A 17,998-nucleotide genomic window follows, 5' to 3' on the forward strand; every position below is an offset into this window, starting at 1 on the left:
CTTTTTATACTTCTTAGTTTGTAAGCTCAACCACTACAGGAGATACTTTTTTCAACTTGTAGCTCTTGTTGTTTGTGATGTAAGCTTGGATATCGAATATCTGGACAGATTCACCTCTATCCGCTCTCTTAAGTGCAGATTTGGCTCTCGCATCCAATTTGTTTCCGTTTACGACTACGGTAGGCTGACCGGGAACTTTGAACTTAAACTGGCTTACAGCAAGGTTCAAGTCAAAATCAAAGTCTTCCAACATAGCACTAACAGTGGAAATTTCCAGGTTGTTTCTTGGCATCTTAACGCTACCAGACTCACCACGAACGGTACCGCTCGGTCTTGGAATATCCTTGATACGGAACTCGGACTTGGTGCTGATTCCTTTACCATCTGGCAATGTACCGGAAGCGGTAATGGTCACAGACCTACCTGTTCCGGGGTTCATAACGTACTGGCTTCCGCTTCTTCTGCTCAAACCAGGAGCATTTGCAGACACCTTGTTATCTGGAATTCCAGGGATAGAGATAGTCATTGGGTTGGCAACGCCACGATATACCACGTTCATCTTATCTGCGGAGATAACCGCTGCATTGGGCATGGAAATCGTAGCAAAAGTGTTGTTCACTTCTACAGGAACTTCTTCACCATCCTGCATAAAGGTCATGGTTCCTTTGATTGTGTGATCACCAGGAGTACCGGCACTGATCAACATTTTGATGCCACCAGCTTCCAATTCGTAATCTTTACCTTCTGTCATTGGTCTTCCGTCCAAGGTCAACTCAGCTTTTACAGGTGTGGAAGTCTTGTCAGTTTTGCTAACAATGATTTTTCCATCATACTTTTCACCTGCGTAGTAGGCTGTTTTAGGAGCAGACAATGAACTTGCAAAGTTTGTCAACGATACAGCTTCGGTCAACTCACCTTCCAAAAGGGTTTTCAATACCTCTTGCTCGGTAGTTTTGATGTCAGCCTGCAATTGGGTCATCTTGGTCAAAGAAGCTACCAATGGGAATCCTTCGTAGTGATAGTTGATCCAATCTTGACGGGTTCCGTCTCTCTTCTCAACCTTACCATCTTCACCACCAGTGGCAAAACGTGCCTTAACTGCTGATTTCAAAGATTCGAAACCATCTGCCGGCAATGCATTTACAACGCCTTCTCGGTAATTTTGAATCTGATCCATGAACTTTTTCCCTTCTGGGCCCAAATTGTCGCCCTGAAAGAATTTTTGGTCCAAGTAGTCAGACTTGTCCATAACCACATAGTCCGTTGGATCTTCCAAATCTGCGGTCATTTCTTTTTTCAATCCTTCCAAATAGCTGTAGTAGCTATCGGAAAGTTGTTTAATCTCTTGAGCATTTTGGTACAGTTCGCCGTATTCCTCCTCGTTTTCACTGGCCTTTGTTTCCAAGCTGGCCATAAAATTGGAGTTATTGGCGTCCATGTTGGTGTTGGAAGTTTCCAGCTTTTCGTTCATAAGCCCGAAAGCTGCAAGTACTTCCTTGCTCATATTAAGTGCCAACATCGCGATGAAGATCAAGTACATAAGGTTGATCATCTTCTGACGTGGTGTTTGTTTTCCTCCTGCCATGTTTTTCTAATTAGATTTAATAATTAATTTGATTTGGTTTGTTTTTTGTTGATCAAACTCTAATTAGTTTCTTCCGCCCATGGCTGTAAGCATACCACCGTAAACACCGTTCAAAGAAGAAAGGTTAGTGGCCAATGATTGCATTTGGTCTTTCAAAGCACCTGCGTTCTGTACAACTTCCTCGTTGATGGAAGCTTGTCTGCTGGCACTTTCCAATTGTACTTTGTACAAGCTGTTCAATGATTCCATTTGAGCTGCTGCGTGAGACAACTCCTCAGAGTACTTCTTAGTGTGTTGGATAGCATCTGTTGTAGGAGTGATATTCTTAGCGGCACCTTCAAAACTCTTGATGCTTTCGCCCAAGTTGGCAAAAAGATCAGAATCGATTTTGGCTTCTTTAAGTAGGTTGTCCAATTTCTTGGAAAGAAGGCCTTCAGCTTCTTGAGCATCTTTAGCTTCTTGTTTTCTGGAAGCAGATTGCTGACCTCCGGACAATTCTGGGTATACCAAGGACCAATCGTACTCGTCGTCTACTGGTTCAAATGCAGAGATAGCAAAGATCAATGCTTCGGTAATAAGTCCAACCGCAAGAAGAAGTCCACCGGTAAGTGGTCCAAACTCCCAGTGAAGGATCTTGAACAATGCACCGATAATTACCACCGATGCTCCAAGCCCGTAGGCCATGTTAAACAGCTTTTTTGTTGATTTTGACTGCGCCATAATTCTAGTTTTAATTAAGTTATATAAAAAATAAGTATTTGGTTACTACTCTTACTTGTTTATATAATGTTCTCTCGTTGTATTGTTTATAGTCCGCTTCTGCTACCGTTGGTAGAGTCTTCCTCTCCCATGTAATCTTGAACGGTTCTGAAACCGATGTAGCTTCTTGCGGAATCTTGGTATTCGTAATCACGTGTACTTACTTGCAGGAAGTATGCAACATCTTTCCAAGACCCTCCACGGATCACTTTACGCTGGTTGTCCTGTGAACCGATGTTCGGGTTCATGGTGGACAGGTATTCGTATGCACCCTGGTCAAAACTTGAATTGGTCCATTCGGATACGTTACCGGCCATATTGTAGAGGTTGTAATCGTTTGGTTCGAAAGATTTTGCTTCTACAGTATAAAGTGCCGCATCGGCTGCATAATCACCACGTTGTGGTTTAAAGTTTGCCATGAAACATCCTGTATCACTGATCACATACGGACCGCCCCAAGGATATGTTCCGCCTTCGATTCCTCCTCTTGCAGCGTATTCCCACTCTGCCTCCGTTGGCAACCTAAATTGGTTCACAAACTGTTTGCCTCGACTTTTTTGATCGTCGTTCTTGAACTTGGTTCTCCAGTTACAGAAAGCTTTGGCCTGCATCCAGTTAACACCTACCACAGGATAATCGCTGTAGGCATCGTGCCAGAAATAGTCGTTGTGCATTGGCTCGTTGTAGCTGTATTCAAAATCTCGTATCCAAACGGTGGTATCAGGATAGATTTCCAATTCTTCATGCTTGATGAAATCCTTTCTGTTACCGGTTCTTGCCCTGGCAGCAGCTTCAATATCCATCCAGCTGTACTTGTACTTTAATTTGGTTACATCCACACTTCTCAACCCGTTGTAGCTCTCCTCTTCAGGAAGGTAAATGGAGTCCATTACCTCAGCATAGTACTCATCCGGGTATTCGGAAGTATCCCATACCAAGTCCACATCTTTGTTCAATGCCCTTCCTTCGTAGCCTGTTGCTCCAAGACCCGCGTAGTTGTCGAGCATGTATTTGTCATAAACCGAAAGTTCGGTAGTGTCCGTATCCTTAAAAGCATACTCCCCGATACCTTCATCCTCTGGGCTTATTCCCAGCTCGTCGGCCAAGATGGCCAACCGTGTTCTTACTATGGAATCCTTGACCCACTCCACAAACTGTCGGTACTCACTATTGGTGATTTCCGTGTCGTCCATATAAAAGGAACGTACGGTAACCGTTCTTGTGGGAGCGTTCAATACTTTCGCCTGATCCTCTTCGGCTTTACCCATAACAAAGGCGCCGCGGGGAATCAGTTCCATTCCATAGGGTTTTTCTGGATGCCATTTTTTACCACTGACCCCAACTAGTTCACCTTTTGATCTTGATTTAGAGCCACAACTGGTAAGCAAAAAAACAAGTGCTATAGATGAAAAGAATAGCTTTCTCATACTTTAGGTTAAATTATTCGATTCAAGATTTTTAACTGTTCTACACAGGTTCATTATTTTCAAAACTGATTTTTGAATGAATTATTGTGTAAAAACAATTAATGGTCAAAATTTAATTTATTTAGTTCAGCCCTTTTCTGTAGGCTTTGAACCACCTTTCGGGAATGTTCTGGTTGCAAGCATCCAGATAGTCCTCTTCGGTGCATGGTAATAACGCCACCGAATTTGTTTTAGTATGTTCAGCTAAAATTGTTGGTACTTCTACCCACCATCTTTCTGTAACATGACTTTTGAAGAAGACCAATTCCTCGGTGTCCGTGGGCACGGTAAACTTTGTGAAGTCTTCGCTCTTAGAGCTTGGGTATTCTTTTATTCTAAAACTCAACCCCTCTATAAAGTACCAGATGATCTGGGCGATCATCTGAAAAGCTTGGTATGAATTCTCTCCCTCGTAAATACCGAACAGGGTTACTTTATCGCTGATGCCGGCGTAACGGGCAATGGCACATATCTCCCTTCCGGTAAACCCGTTGGGAGAAAAATTTCTTGAGCCGCCCATCTCACTGGCCCTGATCGCCCTTAGGTCAAGGCTTACGATATCGCTGCTGCGCAATACCGGTTCCGCCAACTCTATATTGGCGGCAATCTCTCCCAATCGGTAGGCATCGAAAAATAGACGCTCCATTAAATCCTTTTCCTCTTGGGCATTGAAGTAACTTTGGTAGCCAATATTGGAAAAGTTGAAAAGATTGTTGGGCTTGTCCGTAATGATCTTGCTCATGTACGAATGTGATGAAATCAGCTCGTCGTCCTCACCAAAGTCAAAACGACTATCGATGGAGACCAGGTTCACCATATTCTTTATTTTGTCGAAAGCGCGGTAGGTAGGGAAAGTAATATCTTGGGTAAGCCCCAACACAATAGGTATGATGTTTTCTTCCAGCAGACCCGCCACAATTTCCTTTACTACAAAATAGGTATCCTCGACGGTATCGCCTTCCTCTACATCGCCAATATCAATAATGGTGGAGTTCCAATTGCCCATCATTAAACGGTACAACTGGATACGCACTTCGTCCAAATCCAATTTCTCGGGCTTTTTCTCAAAGGCATTTCGGGATTCCAAAACACCAAAAATAGCCACATCGGCATGGGCGAATACGGGGAGCCCCTCTTTTTCGGTATGCATATGAACGTTTTTGCCCAATGCTTGTTCTGGCAACAATTCGCAATGTGCCAATACCTTGTCCTTGACCGGAACCAGAAAATCAAATGCCATCTTTTATTTGAACTTTATGATATTGTTTTGGATTCAATTCCGAAATATAAATCGATGCTATGAGCAGTAATATTATTTCTTAGCACTTATCCCCCAAATTCTCCCAACTATAATAAGTCCAATTCCAAGTCCTACAAATAGTCCAGAAAGAAAATCCAAAGTGTCATTTTTAAGTACAAAACGAATAACAATTCCGACAAGCAGGATTAGTAGGCCAATGATTCTTACTTTATTCATACTACTTCTTAGCTTTTGATTTTGTCTTGGCTTTTTTCTTTGGTGATTTCTTTTCCAGTAGGGCCTGTGCTTCTTCCAAAGTGATTTTTGTGGCGTCCACATCTTTGGAAAGTTCCACCTTAACCTTACCTTTTATTATATTATGTCTTCCCCAACGGGCCTTTTCTATCCGTATCTTTTCTTTGGGCCATTCCTGAATCAGTTTCTCGGCCTCTTTCTTCTTTTTGGTCTCGATCAATTCAGCAATATCACCGTCGGATAGATTGTCAAAATCATATTTCTTGTTCACGTTGATGAACATACCGTCCCATTTAATAAATGGCCCGAACCTACCTTTACCTTTGGTAACGTCCTTTCCTTCGTAGGTGCCAATGGGAGCATCTGCCTTTTGTTTTTCCTTGATGAGCTCAATGGCACGGTCCATGTCCACATCAAAGGCGCTTTCGCCCTGTGCCAAGGAAATGAATTTTTTTCCAAATCGAACATAAGGGCCATATCGCCCAACATTGGCCTCAACCTCTTCACCTTCGTAAACCCCCAACTTGCGCGGAAGCTCAAAAAGGGTCATTGCCTCTTCAAATGTGATGGTTCCGATGGACTGATCTGGCAACAAACTGGCAAACTCAGGTTTTTCCTCATCATCCACCGTACCTATTTGAACCATGGGGCCAAAACGTCCCAATCGTACCGATACCTGTCTGCCCGATTTTGGGTCGGTTCCCAGAACACGTTCTCCGCTGGCACGTTCGGCATTTTCCTCCACCTCCAAGACATTCGGATGAAAATCCTTGTAGAAATTCTTCATCATATCCTGCCAATCCTCATCACCTGATGCGATTTCATCAAAATCCTCTTCGACCTGGGCCGTGAAATTATAATCCAGAATCTGTGTGAAGTGCGTCACCAAAAAGTCATTTACGATCATCCCGATATCCGTAGGGACAATTTTCCCTTTTTCGGAACCTACCATTTCGCTCAGTTGGCTGTCGGACACTTTTCCGCCTTCCAAAACCAGTTGTGCATATTTGCGCTCGGAACCTTCAACGGTACCTTTTTCCACATATCCCCTATTTTGAATGGTGGATATGGTAGGTGCGTAGGTAGATGGCCTACCAATGCCCAACTCCTCCAGTTTCTTCACCAAAGATGCTTCCGAATAGCGGTAAGGAGGCCTTGAAAATCTTTCGGTTGCAGAAATAAATACATTTTGAAGCGGCTCCCCTACTTTCATGGCCGGAAGCATTCCATCTTGCTCCTCCCCGTCTTCATCATCGGTACCTTCCAGATACACTTTGAGGAAACCATCGAACTTCACTACTTCCCCGTTTGCGGAGAATTCTTCGCTATGGGTGCTCGCTTTTATTTTAACATTGGTACGTTCCAACTGTGCATCGCTCATCTGCGAGGCAAGGGTTCGTTTCCAAATCAACTCGTATAATTTTGCTTGGTCGCGCTCCAATTGGGGCGACTGTAATTTCATATCGGTAGGGCGAATGGCCTCGTGCGCCTCTTGTGCCCCTTTGGATTTCCCTGTAAAGTTTCTGGTTTGACTATATTTTTCGCCATAGTTGTCCAGAATGGCATCTTTTGCGGCTGCCAATGCTTCGTTGGACAGGTTAACGCTATCCGTTCTCATATAGGTGATGAGACCGGCTTCGTACAACCGCTGGGCCACCTGCATGGTACGGCTAACCGAAAAATAAAGCTTTCTTGAAGCTTCCTGTTGCAAAGTGGAAGTGGTAAACGGGGCTGCCGGAGATTTTTTTGCCGGCTTCTGGGCCAAATCGGAAACCGAAAAATCAGCTCCAATATTCTCCTTTAAAAATGATTCGGCCGCTTGCTTTGTTGGGAACGTGGTATTCAGCTTTGCACCAAATGTATTGCCCTCATGAGTTTTGAACTCAGCTTTGATTCGAAAAGAAGCTTCGGGCGTAAATCCTTCAATTTCCCTCTCCCGCTCAACGATCAAGCGTACTGCAACGGACTGCACACGCCCTGCCGAAAGTCCCGGCTTTATTTTTTTCCAAAGCACAGGCGATAGCTCGTAACCCACCAATCGGTCCAACACCCTACGGGCCTGTTGTGCATTTACCAAATTATAGTTGATGTCCCTTGGATTCTCAATGGCCTTTTGGATGGCCGATTTGGTAATGGAGTTGAATACGATACGTTTGGTCTTGTCCTTATCCAATCCCAACTCTTCTGCCAAGTGCCAAGATATGGCCTCCCCCTCGCGGTCCTCATCACTTGCCAGCCAAATGGTTTCAGCTTTATTGGCCAAGTCCTTGAGCTTTTTAACCAAGGCTTTTTTCTCTTTATCTACAGTATATTTTGGCTTAAAATCATTCTCCACATCAACACCGAGCTCTTTTGAGGGAAGGTCGGCAATGTGCCCAAAACTCGACTCAACTTGAAACTCCTTACCCAGAAATTTTTCAATGGTCTTAGCTTTGGCGGGGGACTCTACAATAACTAAATTTTTTGGCATGCACTGGTTTTTGTCACAACAAAAGTATATTAAAATTTAAACATCAGCAGTTACAACCTCGTATTTAGGCCGAAAACTTCAAAAAAAGAACTTTAAAACCACTAAACCTTCATTAATGCTGATTCACTGATAAGTATGGTTGAAATAATTGTTATTTTTAGTGAAACTAACTCAATACTCAATTAAAAATGACCAACCGCTACTTGATCATGGTACTAGCCGTACTATGTTTTTATCCTTCGAACGCACAGCGAAAAAAGAACAAAGAAAATCCACCACAATTTAAAGAGTCCCTTTATAACGGGATGGAATACCGCATGGTGGGGCCGCACAGAGGTGGACGCGCCGGCACCGTTGCAGGCGTCGCCAACGACCCCAACCTATATTATATGGGCACCGCCGGTGGAGGTATGTGGAAGACCACCGATGCCGGTAATTCTTGGGAATGTATTTCCGATGGATATTTTGGCGGTTCCATCGGAGCCGTTGCGGTCGCGGAATCCGACCCGAACATTATATATGTAGGTGAAGGGGAACAAACACTTCGGGGAAATGTTTCTTCGGGGAAAGGACTTTGGAAAAGTATGGACGCCGGTGAGACCTGGGAATTCATCGGACTCAAAGACTCCGAACATATTGCCCGTATCGGCATACACCCCAAAAACCCCGACCTTGTGTATGTCGCCGCCATTGGAAACCTGTGGAAACCCAATGAGACCCGTGGGGTTTTCCGCTCTACCGATGGCGGAAAAAATTGGGAAAAGATTTTGTACGTAAGCGACAAGGCCGGTGCCGGAGATTTGATCATGGATCCCAACAACAGCAGAATCCTATATGCGGCCACTTGGGAAATGAAACGAAACGGCTATCGAATGGATAGTGGCGGCCCTGACAGTAAAATGTTCAAAAGTACTGACGGAGGCGATACTTGGAAAGATATTTCAGAAAATTCCGGTTTGCCCGGTTTTCCATGGGGAATCGTGGGCATTGCCATTTCTCCTTTGGATTCCGATCGGGTCTGGGCCATTATCGAAGCCGAAAATGGTGGTGTTTTCCGTTCGGATGACGGTGGAACAACATGGAAAAAAGTAAATGAGAACCGTGGATTAAGACAACGTGCTTGGTACTACAGTAGAATTTATGCCGATACCCAGAACAAGGACAAAGTTTGGGTGATGAACGTTAGCTACGGCGTATCCACTGATGGCGGGAACACATTCACTCTTAAAACAGCTGGACATAGCGACCACCATGATCTGTGGATAGACCCCAACAACAATCAAAGAATGATCATTGCCGATGATGGCGGTGCACAAATATCCAACGATGGCGGTAATAACTGGACCACCTACTATAACCAGCCCACCATGCAATTTTATCGCATTGCAACAGATAGTATTTTCCCTTACAGAATCTATGGGGCGCAACAGGACAATACCGCTTTGCGCATTTCGCACCGTTCTTCGGGCGACGCCATTACCGAAGATGATTGGGAACCCACTGCGGGCGGGGAAAGTGCCCACTTGGCACCCGACCCAAAAAACAACCAAATAGTGTATGGGGGCACCTATAAAGGATATATGAACCGTTTGGACCATACGACCGGACAAACCACTTCCACAAACGTGTGGCCCGACAACCCGGCCGGTTCCGGCGCGGAGGTCATGAAATACCGCTTTAATTGGAATTATCCCTTGACCTTTAGCAGACATGATTCCAATGTACTTTATGCAGGTTCCAATTATCTGCACGCCACCACCGATGGAGGTCAATCATGGAAAACCATATCCCCGGAATTGGCAAGGGGCATCCCTGAAACCATTGAATCATCGGGCGGCCCCATTACACAGGACAACACGGGAGCGGAATTCTATTCCAATGTTTTTGTGATTACGGAATCCATCCTGGAAAAAGGGGTGATTTGGACAGGTAGTGATGATGGATTGATTCATGTAACGCGAGATAATGGCACCACATGGGAAGATGTAACGCCCCCGTCATCCATGTCCCCAAAATTGAATATGATCAACTCGATAGATGCCAGTCCGTTTGATAAAGGAACCGTGTACGTTGCCGCAACATCCTACAAATTTGGCGACTACACCCCTTACTTGTACAAAACAGAAGATTACGGAAAAACATGGCAACTGATCACTGATGGCATCAAAGAGAATTATTACACTCGGGTGGTTCGTACCGATAAAGTTCGCAAAGGCCTGCTGTATGCCGGCACCGAATGGGGCATGTATATTTCTTTTGACGATGGCAAAAACTGGGAACCATTCCAGTTGAATTTGCCCATTACTGCCATACGCGACCTTCATGTGCGGGACAACGATTTGATCGTAGCCACACATGGAAGAAGTTTTTGGATGATAGATGATTTAACCCCATTACATCAATTGTCCGAAGAGGTTGCCAATAGCGACTTTTATCTGTACAAACCCGATATGGCCTATAGAATGCACCAAGACCGCTCTTGGCAAGAACCCAACACCAAGTTGGTGGGCGAAAACCATCCCGATGGTGCCATCATCAACTATTATTTAAAAAGTTTGAAGGAAACCGATACCATCACCATGGAAATCTTGGAAGCAGACGGCAGCGTCATTCAAACCTTTTCCAATCATGCAACACCTGATAGATTGGACCCAGCCTCAACACAAAAATTGGAAGTGACCGAAGGAGGCAACCGATTTATCTGGAACATGAGGTATCCGGGTTACCAAGAATTCAAGGGAATGGTATTTTACTCATCACCCAACATAGGCCCAAAGGCCGTGCCCGGAAATTATAAAGCAAGGCTCACCGTGAACGGAAACTCTATGGAACAGATGTTCACCATTGTAAAGGACCCAAGGGTATCGTTGAGCCAAAAAGATTTTCAGGATCAGTTTGATTTTGTGATGAAAGTACGTGACCAAGTTTCCCGTGCCAACAATGCCATTATAAACATTGGGAACATTAAAAAGGACTTGGACTATTTAATGCAAAAGACCAAGGGCAATCCCGAAATCCAGAAAATGGCCAAGGATTTTGAAAAGGAACTTTCCGTTATCGAGAACAACATCCACATGACGAAAAACCAAAGTAGGCAGGATCCTTTGAACTATGGTATCCGAATAAATAATAGGATGGCATTTTTAATGGTAGACTCGCAACGCGGAGATCAAAAACCCACCCAACAGGCCCAAGAGTTTTTTGTAGAACTCACCAAGGAATTGGACAAAGAGATCAATGATCTAAATTCTCTGGTTGAGAAGCAAGCCAACATGATCAACCAAAAAGTGGAGCAAAACCAGATTAAATTGATCTCCACGCAGTAAAACGGATGGTTTAAAAATAGAAGCGCCCTCAAAAAAGGGCGCTTTTTTATTTAATCAAGACCTATCTGACTCATTAATTTTATTCCATCATTCTGATACTCATATTGGTAGAGTATGCCATCACCGACCATGATCAGATGATTTTCCATAGGAATCACATCATAGGTGGACGATGTCTTCAAAATGGTTCAGTTCAATTAAATCATTTATATCGGTCTTATCATAAACCTTTAGGCCCGATTCCCCATCGCAGATAAATATTTTTTCATCCTTGATTCCCAAACCATAAGGTCCGTCCATCGGGTAGGAAATGGCCAACTCCGGGTTTTCAATATCTGAAATATCCACAATGAACAAGCCGCTCTCGGTAGCACCGCACATATTTCCGCCCCTTAAGGTTACGTAGGCATAATCACCATCTACCACAACAGGGTCGCAGGCCGTGCCATGTTCAAATTCCGAGACCAATGTAGGCGTGGCAGGAGATGAAATATCATAAATGTACATACCCCTCATGCTGCCCAAAAACAGATAATTGTCGCGATTAAAAATGGTCTCAATATCAAAACCTGCATAAACATCATCCAAAACCTGTGGATTGTCCAAATCAGAAATGTTAAAGATGTTGATGTTGTGACTATCTACAGCGTACAAATAATCTTCCACAATTTTGAACCTTGCCAACGAACCGCCCTGACCAGTTCCCCCACTGGCATCGTTCGCTGCTTCGGCAAAAGCAATCCCAAAATCCCCGAAACGTGATTGGTACTGTTCCGATGTCAATCGCTCTGAAACCATTTCCCATCCGATCAAAATTTCCTCATCATTGTAACCGTAGTCGCCATAATCCACCAAATCGGCCTCAAATGGAGCGGCCACATAGCTTTGCAGTACATCTTCCAATCTATTTACTATGGTGATGTTCTCCAGGTCGGAAATATCCAGCACCACCAAATCCATTAAACTGTCGGCAAATAGATAATCGTTCTTGACGGAAATATCCACATTCCCGGGAATCTGAATAAAGGCCACCTTAACGGGTTGGTTCGGATTGCTATTGTCTATGACATGCACCCCTTTATACTTATCATTGATGAAGATATAATCTTGATACGTATAAACTTTGCCCGATTCCTCTACGGGGCGAGGAGCGATAATATCAACACTGTTGGCAAACTCGGCCCGGCTCATTGTCAAAGGACGGGCCACTAAATATTCCTCAAATTTGCCGTTGGCATCATCATCGGAGCAAGAGGTGAACAACAAAAAATTGATGCATAAAAGTAAGAGGACCTTGGTTTTCATAGCGGTTTGTGTTTTACTTACCTAGATGCAAACCAAGGCATTACGTTGCGCGGTTACGCAAAAAAAATTATACATCCATCGAAATGCCCACGGTATCTTTATGAATAAAGTAAATTGGTATTTTACTGAACATGGCCGTGAACAATATCCCGACCAAGCACAGGATCGCTCCAAGTTGACCGACCAATCCGGCCACAACTATTAAAAGAAAAATCATCAACCAGTTTTTGTTGCCAAGGGCAAATCCAGCTTTCACGATTTCCAAAGCGGTAAGTTCCTTGTCAAAAGCAAAAAATGCGGGAAACAAGGACATGGGCACCATTAAATAGATGATTCCCAAACCACAGGCCAAAACACCCAAAAAGGTAAGACCTACCATGATCAAGGAAAGAACCAAGGCCTTTGCCAAATAATCCTTTTTAAAATAATAAAAGTAGTCGTCCTTCCCGGATTCGTTCAGGTCATATTTTCTACAAATCCGTAAAAAAGCAGCGTTCAAACAAATGGCCACCGTCATTACCCCGATCATAAAAATTGGCATTATCAAAATCATCAATCCCCCTATAGCCGGTGGCATTTCCTGTTGGTCGAACACATCGGGGTCGCTAATGCCCATGGCAATCATCGGCAAGTAAATCAAGAGATATAAAGGGAGTATCCCTGCAAATGTCAAAACAAGTGTGATAAAACCTTGCAACCATACCTTTTTAAAGAGCTCAAAAGAGTCATTAAAAACAGACCCGAACTCTATAGGTGCACTTTGTTTGATTCTTTCGGACAGGTTAGTGAAATTCATTATAATAGTTTGAGTTATATTTTGGTTTGAAGGTAATACTAACAGGGGATATCGCAATATATTATTAAAAAATACTGCCAAATTGTCACTAAACTGTAATAAGCATTATCTTTGCACCCCATTGAAACATTTATGATAGAGGAAAATAGCGTGGAAAAGATAATAGACGAAAGCCAACAGGGAAGCACCCTATCGCTGGAAAGCAACGAAAAGAACGGCCGAAAGCTCTACATAGAAAGCTACGGTTGCCAAATGAACTTTTCGGATAGCGAAATCGTTGCATCGATTTTGGCAAAAGAGGGTTTCAATACCACCCAGGACCTGAACGATGCAGATTTGGTTTTGGTGAACACCTGTTCCATTCGGGAAAAGGCCGAACAAACGGTGCGCAAACGTTTGGAAAAGTTCAATGCCGTAAAGCGAACCAAGCCCAACATGAAAGTAGGTGTTCTGGGGTGCATGGCCGAACGTTTGAAAAGCAAGTTCCTGGAAGAAGAGAAAATCGTGGACATGGTCGTAGGACCCGATGCCTACAAGGACCTGCCCAACCTTATCCAAGAAATTGACGAAGGTAGGAACGCCGTGAACGTTATTCTCTCCAAAGATGAAACCTATGGCGATGTGGCCCCCGTTCGATTGAACACCAACGGAGTCTCCGCATTTGTCTCCATTACCCGAGGCTGCGACAATATGTGCACGTTCTGCGTGGTTCCATTTACAAGAGGAAGGGAACGTAGCCGCGACCCACAATCCATTTTGGAAGAAGTGAACGATTTATGGGAAAGAGGCTTCAAAGAAATCACCTTATTGGGACAGAATGTGGACAGTTACCTTTGGTACGGTGGCGGATTGAAAAAGGATTTTGACAAAGCTTCGGACATGCAAAAAGCAACTTCCGTGAACTTTGCCGGACTGTTGGAACTGGTAGCACAGGCACAGCCAAAAATGCGCATCCGTTTCTCCACATCCAACCCCCAGGATATGACCTTGGACGTCATCGAGGCCATGGCCAAGTACAGAAATATTTGCAAGTACATTCACCTGCCCGTACAAAGCGGAAGCAACCGTATTTTAAAGGCAATGAACCGTTTGCACACCCGTGAGGAATATTTTGAATTGATCGATAACATCAAAAAAATAATTCCCGATTGTGCCATCAGTCAGGATATGATAACCGGCTTCCCTACGGAAACCGAAGAAGACCATCAGGATACCCTAAGTTTGATGGAATATGTGAAGTACGATTTTGGATTCATGTTTGCCTATTCCGAACGTCCCGGCACATTGGCAGAGCGTAAAATGGATGACGACGTTCCCGAAGCGATCAAAAAAAGGAGGCTGACAGAAATCATCGACCTACAGCAAAAACACAGTCATTACCGTACACAACAACATGTCGGAAAAACGGAGGAAATCTTGATTGAGGGAACATCCAAAAAATCGGACGCCCATTGGATGGGACGAAATTCACAGAACACAGTAGCCGTTTTCCCCAAAGAACACTACAAAGTGGGCGATTTTGTCAATGTAAAAATCAACGAATGCACCTCGGCCACCCTTATCGGAGAAGCAGTCGGGTATTCAGAAAACAATTAGTAATCTTTTGCATTGTGTTCGGATGCCGAAGCACAATGCCGAATTAAAAAAAGATTCCTGTATTCGCAGGAATAACAATATATGGAAAGTGTACAATCCATAAAACAACGGTTCGAGCTTATCGGAAACGATGTAAAGCTCAACCGGGCAATAGAAAAAGCGATTCAGGTAGCCCCCACCGATATTTCGGTATTGGTGACGGGAGAAAGTGGTGTGGGAAAGGAATCCATCCCAAAGATCATCCACTCGCTCTCGCACCGAAAACATGCCAAATACATTGCGGTAAACTGCGGTGCCATTCCCGAGGGAACCATAGACAGTGAATTGTTCGGGCACGAAAAAGGTGCCTTTACAGGTGCCACACAGACCAGAAGCGGTTACTTTGAGGTTGCCGATGGCGGGACCATCTTCTTGGACGAGGTAGGGGAACTTCCGTTGACCACACAAGTACGTTTGCTAAGGGTACTCGAAAATGGAGAATTCCTAAAAGTTGGGTCATCCCAAGTACAAAAAACCAATGTTCGGATCGTGGCCGCTACCAATGTGAACATGTTCGAGGCCATTGAAAAAGAAAAATTTCGTGAAGACCTTTATTACCGTTTGAGCACGGTCGAAATCAATTTGCCCCCGCTCCGCGATAGAAGGGACGATATCCATCTGCTGTTCAGAAAGTTTGCTTCGGATTTTGGTCAGAAGTACAAAATGCCCACCATTCGGTTGGAGGACGATGCGGTAAACCTGTTGTTGAAATACCGTTGGCCCGGAAATATCCGTCAGCTAAGAAACATAGCGGAACAAGTATCTGTTCTGGAAGAAAATAGGAACATCACCGCTTCAACGTTGAACAGCTACCTTCCCAATTCCACCGGTTCCAATTTACCTGCCGTTGTGGGCCAGTCCAAAAAAGAAGGGGATTTTAGCAACGAGCGGGAGATTTTGTACAAAGTGCTCTTTGATATGAAAGGAGACCTGAACGACCTCAAAAAACTCACTTTGGAACTGTTGAAGGACAATGATTCCAATAAAGTGCAACGGGAAAACGAAGGACTGATCCGTAAAATTTATGGCAATCAAGAGCAAGAAGAAGAAATAGAGCACGAAGAAACACCTGCCGAATTGCTGCATTTGCCAGAACCAGTTTTGGAACCAACACCTCCGGCCCCGTCCCAGTTGCCCCCGGAAGATAGATATCATTTCGCAGAAGAAATCGAAGAAGAAGAAACCCTATCTTTACAGGAAAAGGAAATCGAATTGATCAAAAAATCGTTGGAGCGCAACAAAGGAAAACGCAAAGCGGCAGCAGCCGAACTCGGTATTTCGGAAAGAACGCTCTACAGAAAAATAAAGCAGTACGATCTTTAATTTATACATAAACGCTTGATGACAATAATGAAAAAAAATAGGACAAAGATCGGATTGCTGGGGATAGCACTCTTTCTACAAAGTTGTGGAGCCTATAACTTTTCCGGCGCCGATATCGGTACCGCACAAAGTTTTCAGGTCAATTTTTTCCAGAACTATGCCGATCAAACGCCGGGCTCGGTAATTGTACCGGGGTTGGGTAGGGATTTTACCTTGGCGCTCCAGGATATGATCAACAACCTTACCAGCCTTTCCCTTACTGGAAGCAACGGTGATCTGGTGTACGAAGGCGAAATTGTAGAATACAAAGTGATTCCCATGACGGCCACTGCCGACCAACGTACAGCACAAAACCGACTTACGATAAGCGTAAATGTTAGGTTCTTTAATACAACAAAAGAGGATTCCGATTTTGAAAAACGGTTTTCCTTCTTTTACGATTTTGATGCCGCCGCCCCTCTACCATCTGTACAGGCCGCTGCGCACGAGGAAATTTTTGAACGACTTACCCAGGACATTTTTAATGCCTCCTTGGGGAACTGGTAATAATTTATGAACGTTTCAGATTTTATACATATTCTACAAAACTCAAATACCATTCTGTCTCCCAAACAAACGAGGGAGCTGGAGGATATTATTGAGGAATACCCCTATTTTCAGGCTGCACGTGCCTTGCATTTAAAGGGACTAAAAAATCTGGACAGCTATAAATACAACAACGCCTTAAAAGTGACCGCCGCACACACCGCGGACAGGGACGTACTTTTCGATTACATCACCTCCAAAGAGTTTGTTCAGAACAATATTGCGGACGCTATTGCCGGTAGGGGCTCCAAGCTCGAGGACCAAGAAGCTGTTTCGGAAGAGATCAAGCCCAATCCAAATACGGCAAGCATGCTCACCGAATCCAATGAGCCCGCCCTGCCCCAAAATTTGACCGATGCCGAGCAGATTTTAAACCCAAAACTTTTTGAATCCAAGGTCCCTCAAAAAGAAGCCGATAAAATTGAAGAGCCCAAAAACCGACCGGATGGCAATTTAAACTTGGGCAAACCCATTCCGTTCACAAAAAAAGAAAAACACTCCTTTACCGAGTGGCTCCAGTTGACAACCGCCCACGATGAAACCGTTGAGCAGCAAGATACGGTCAATGAGAATCGGGACGAAGATGTACTGGATGAATTGGAGCGGAAGAAGAAATTTGACCTCTTGGACAAGTTCATCGAGAACAACCCCAAGATAGTTCCAAAGGAATCCAACCCAAAAATCAATATAAAAGAGTCGACAAAAATCGACAAAAATGAATTGATGACGGAGACTTTGGCCAAGGTTTATTTGGAACAGAAAAAGTATAAAAAAGCCATACAAGCGTTTAAAATATTGAGTTTGAAATATCCAGAAAAAAGTGGTTTCTTTGCAGATCAAATTCAGGCGGTGAAGAAGCTGCAGAAAGAAAAAGATAAGAAATGAGCACGTTTACAATTTTTTTGGTACTGATCATTATCGTGTGCCTTTTGTTGGTCTTGGTCATTATGGTCCAGAATCCTAAAGGAGGTGGATTGTCCTCTTCCTTCGGAGGAAGTGGCAACCAAGTTGTTGGTGGTGTAAAGAAAACCGGGGACTTTTTGGATAAGAGTACTTGGACCCTTGCCACCTTATTGATTGTTTTGATATTGCTTTCCAATGTTTCACTTAAAGGAAACTACAGTCAAGCAGATTCCAAAATACTCCAAGGCGACGATACCGAAATACCAGAAACGGTTCCAGAGGAAGTACCAGAGCAACTTCCACCGGCCAACACTACAAGTCCAGTAGACACTATTGGATAATACGAAGTG

15 protein-coding genes are annotated in these 17,998 nt (G+C 44.0%); 6 read left to right on the forward strand and 9 right to left on the reverse strand.

Going from position 1 to position 17,998, the window contains the following annotated elements:
- Window positions 1–13: 13 nt before the first annotated feature.
- From porM to topA, 6 genes are all read right to left on the reverse strand, one after another.
- The gene (porM, locus tag GVT53_RS14665; protein WP_166249249.1) at window positions 14–1,585 is read right to left on the reverse strand and encodes a type IX secretion system motor protein PorM/GldM; all 1,572 of its coding nucleotides are present in this window, start codon (window positions 1,583–1,585) and stop codon (window positions 14–16) included.
- A gap of 63 nt (window positions 1,586–1,648) precedes the next feature.
- Window positions 1,649–2,305 (reverse strand): type IX secretion system motor protein PorL/GldL, encoded by a 657-nt coding sequence (gene porL, locus GVT53_RS14670; protein WP_166249250.1) that lies wholly within the window; start codon window positions 2,303–2,305, stop codon window positions 1,649–1,651.
- Window positions 2,306–2,391: 86 nt separating this feature from the next.
- Window positions 2,392–3,771 carry a T9SS ring complex lipoprotein PorK/GldK gene (gene porK / locus GVT53_RS14675; RefSeq protein ID WP_166249251.1) on the reverse strand — a complete coding sequence of 460 codons (1,380 nt, stop codon included), beginning with the start codon at window positions 3,769–3,771 and terminating at the stop codon, window positions 2,392–2,394.
- A 121-nt stretch (window positions 3,772–3,892) separates the two neighbouring features.
- Window positions 3,893–5,050 carry a formimidoylglutamase gene (locus GVT53_RS14680; RefSeq protein WP_166249252.1) on the reverse strand — a complete coding sequence of 386 codons (1,158 nt, stop codon included), beginning with the start codon at window positions 5,048–5,050 and terminating at the stop codon, window positions 3,893–3,895.
- A 72-nt stretch (window positions 5,051–5,122) separates the two neighbouring features.
- The gene (locus GVT53_RS14685) at window positions 5,123–5,287 is read right to left on the reverse strand and encodes a hypothetical protein (protein ID WP_166249253.1); all 165 of its coding nucleotides are present in this window, start codon (window positions 5,285–5,287) and stop codon (window positions 5,123–5,125) included.
- Window position 5,288: 1 nt separating this feature from the next.
- Complete coding sequence (topA, locus tag GVT53_RS14690) at window positions 5,289–7,775, reverse strand: type I DNA topoisomerase (RefSeq protein WP_166249254.1); 2,487 nt, start codon at window positions 7,773–7,775, stop codon at window positions 5,289–5,291.
- 188 nt (window positions 7,776–7,963) lie between these two features.
- Here topA and GVT53_RS14695 point away from each other — a divergent pair, with 188 nt between their 5' ends.
- A complete protein-coding gene (locus GVT53_RS14695; RefSeq protein ID WP_166249255.1) occupies window positions 7,964–11,101 on the forward strand; it encodes a WD40/YVTN/BNR-like repeat-containing protein in 3,138 nt (1,045 codons plus the stop codon).
- A gap of 50 nt (window positions 11,102–11,151) precedes the next feature.
- On the opposite strand, the gene GVT53_RS21165 is transcribed toward GVT53_RS14695, so the two are convergent.
- From GVT53_RS21165 to GVT53_RS14705, 3 genes are all read right to left on the reverse strand, one after another.
- Entirely contained in the window at window positions 11,152–11,283 is a 132-nt protein-coding gene (locus GVT53_RS21165; protein ID WP_258537745.1) for a hypothetical protein, read from the reverse strand.
- Entirely contained in the window at window positions 11,261–12,406 is a 1,146-nt protein-coding gene (locus GVT53_RS14700) for an LVIVD repeat-containing protein (RefSeq protein ID WP_240905034.1), read from the reverse strand. The genes GVT53_RS21165 and GVT53_RS14700 overlap by 23 nt, the downstream gene beginning before the upstream one ends.
- 67 nt (window positions 12,407–12,473) lie before the next feature.
- Window positions 12,474–13,202 (reverse strand): hypothetical protein, encoded by a 729-nt coding sequence (locus tag GVT53_RS14705; protein ID WP_166249256.1) that lies wholly within the window; start codon window positions 13,200–13,202, stop codon window positions 12,474–12,476.
- A gap of 150 nt (window positions 13,203–13,352) precedes the next feature.
- On the opposite strand from GVT53_RS14705, the gene miaB reads away from it, so the two are divergent.
- The 5 genes from miaB to secG all read left to right on the forward strand — a co-directional run bounded on the left by miaB (window position 13,353) and on the right by secG (window position 17,989).
- Window positions 13,353–14,798 (forward strand): tRNA (N6-isopentenyl adenosine(37)-C2)-methylthiotransferase MiaB, encoded by a 1,446-nt coding sequence (miaB, locus tag GVT53_RS14710; protein WP_166250505.1) that lies wholly within the window; start codon window positions 13,353–13,355, stop codon window positions 14,796–14,798.
- Between the two features lie 81 nt (window positions 14,799–14,879).
- Window positions 14,880–16,160, forward strand: coding sequence for a sigma-54 interaction domain-containing protein (locus GVT53_RS14715; RefSeq protein WP_166249257.1), 1,281 nt, complete (start codon window positions 14,880–14,882; stop codon window positions 16,158–16,160).
- A 27-nt stretch (window positions 16,161–16,187) separates the two neighbouring features.
- Complete coding sequence (locus tag GVT53_RS14720; protein ID WP_166249258.1) at window positions 16,188–16,706, forward strand: LptE family protein; 519 nt, start codon at window positions 16,188–16,190, stop codon at window positions 16,704–16,706.
- A gap of 6 nt (window positions 16,707–16,712) precedes the next feature.
- A complete protein-coding gene (locus GVT53_RS14725) occupies window positions 16,713–17,630 on the forward strand; it encodes a hypothetical protein (RefSeq protein WP_166249259.1) in 918 nt (305 codons plus the stop codon).
- Complete coding sequence (secG, locus tag GVT53_RS14730) at window positions 17,627–17,989, forward strand: preprotein translocase subunit SecG (protein ID WP_166249260.1); 363 nt, start codon at window positions 17,627–17,629, stop codon at window positions 17,987–17,989. The genes GVT53_RS14725 and secG overlap by 4 nt, the downstream gene beginning before the upstream one ends.
- The last annotated feature ends 9 nt before the right edge of the window (window positions 17,990–17,998 follow it).

It is taken from the genome of Flagellimonas oceani (genome assembly GCF_011068285.1).
Taxonomy (GTDB): domain Bacteria; phylum Bacteroidota; class Bacteroidia; order Flavobacteriales; family Flavobacteriaceae; genus Flagellimonas; species Flagellimonas oceani.

Bases quoted from the DNA above. Each gene is read 5' to 3' on its own strand.
- porM (WP_166249249.1), bottom strand. From the start codon at position 1,585: ATGGCAGGAGGAAAACAAACACCACGTCAGAAGATGATCAACCTTATG.
- porL (WP_166249250.1), bottom strand. From the start codon at position 2,305: ATGGCGCAGTCAAAATCAACAAAAAAGCTGTTTAACATGGCCTACGGG.
- porK (WP_166249251.1), bottom strand. From the start codon at position 3,771: ATGAGAAAGCTATTCTTTTCATCTATAGCACTTGTTTTTTTGCTTACC.
- GVT53_RS14680 (WP_166249252.1), bottom strand. From the start codon at position 5,050: ATGGCATTTGATTTTCTGGTTCCGGTCAAGGACAAGGTATTGGCACAT.
- GVT53_RS14685 (WP_166249253.1), bottom strand. From the start codon at position 5,287: ATGAATAAAGTAAGAATCATTGGCCTACTAATCCTGCTTGTCGGAATT.
- topA (WP_166249254.1), bottom strand. From the start codon at position 7,775: ATGCCAAAAAATTTAGTTATTGTAGAGTCCCCCGCCAAAGCTAAGACC.
- GVT53_RS14695 (WP_166249255.1), top strand. From the start codon at position 7,964: ATGACCAACCGCTACTTGATCATGGTACTAGCCGTACTATGTTTTTAT.
- GVT53_RS14700 (WP_240905034.1), bottom strand. From the start codon at position 12,406: ATGAAAACCAAGGTCCTCTTACTTTTATGCATCAATTTTTTGTTGTTC.
- GVT53_RS14705 (WP_166249256.1), bottom strand. From the start codon at position 13,202: ATGAATTTCACTAACCTGTCCGAAAGAATCAAACAAAGTGCACCTATA.
- GVT53_RS14715 (WP_166249257.1), top strand. From the start codon at position 14,880: ATGGAAAGTGTACAATCCATAAAACAACGGTTCGAGCTTATCGGAAAC.
- GVT53_RS14720 (WP_166249258.1), top strand. From the start codon at position 16,188: ATGAAAAAAAATAGGACAAAGATCGGATTGCTGGGGATAGCACTCTTT.
- GVT53_RS14725 (WP_166249259.1), top strand. From the start codon at position 16,713: ATGAACGTTTCAGATTTTATACATATTCTACAAAACTCAAATACCATT.
- secG (WP_166249260.1), top strand. From the start codon at position 17,627: ATGAGCACGTTTACAATTTTTTTGGTACTGATCATTATCGTGTGCCTT.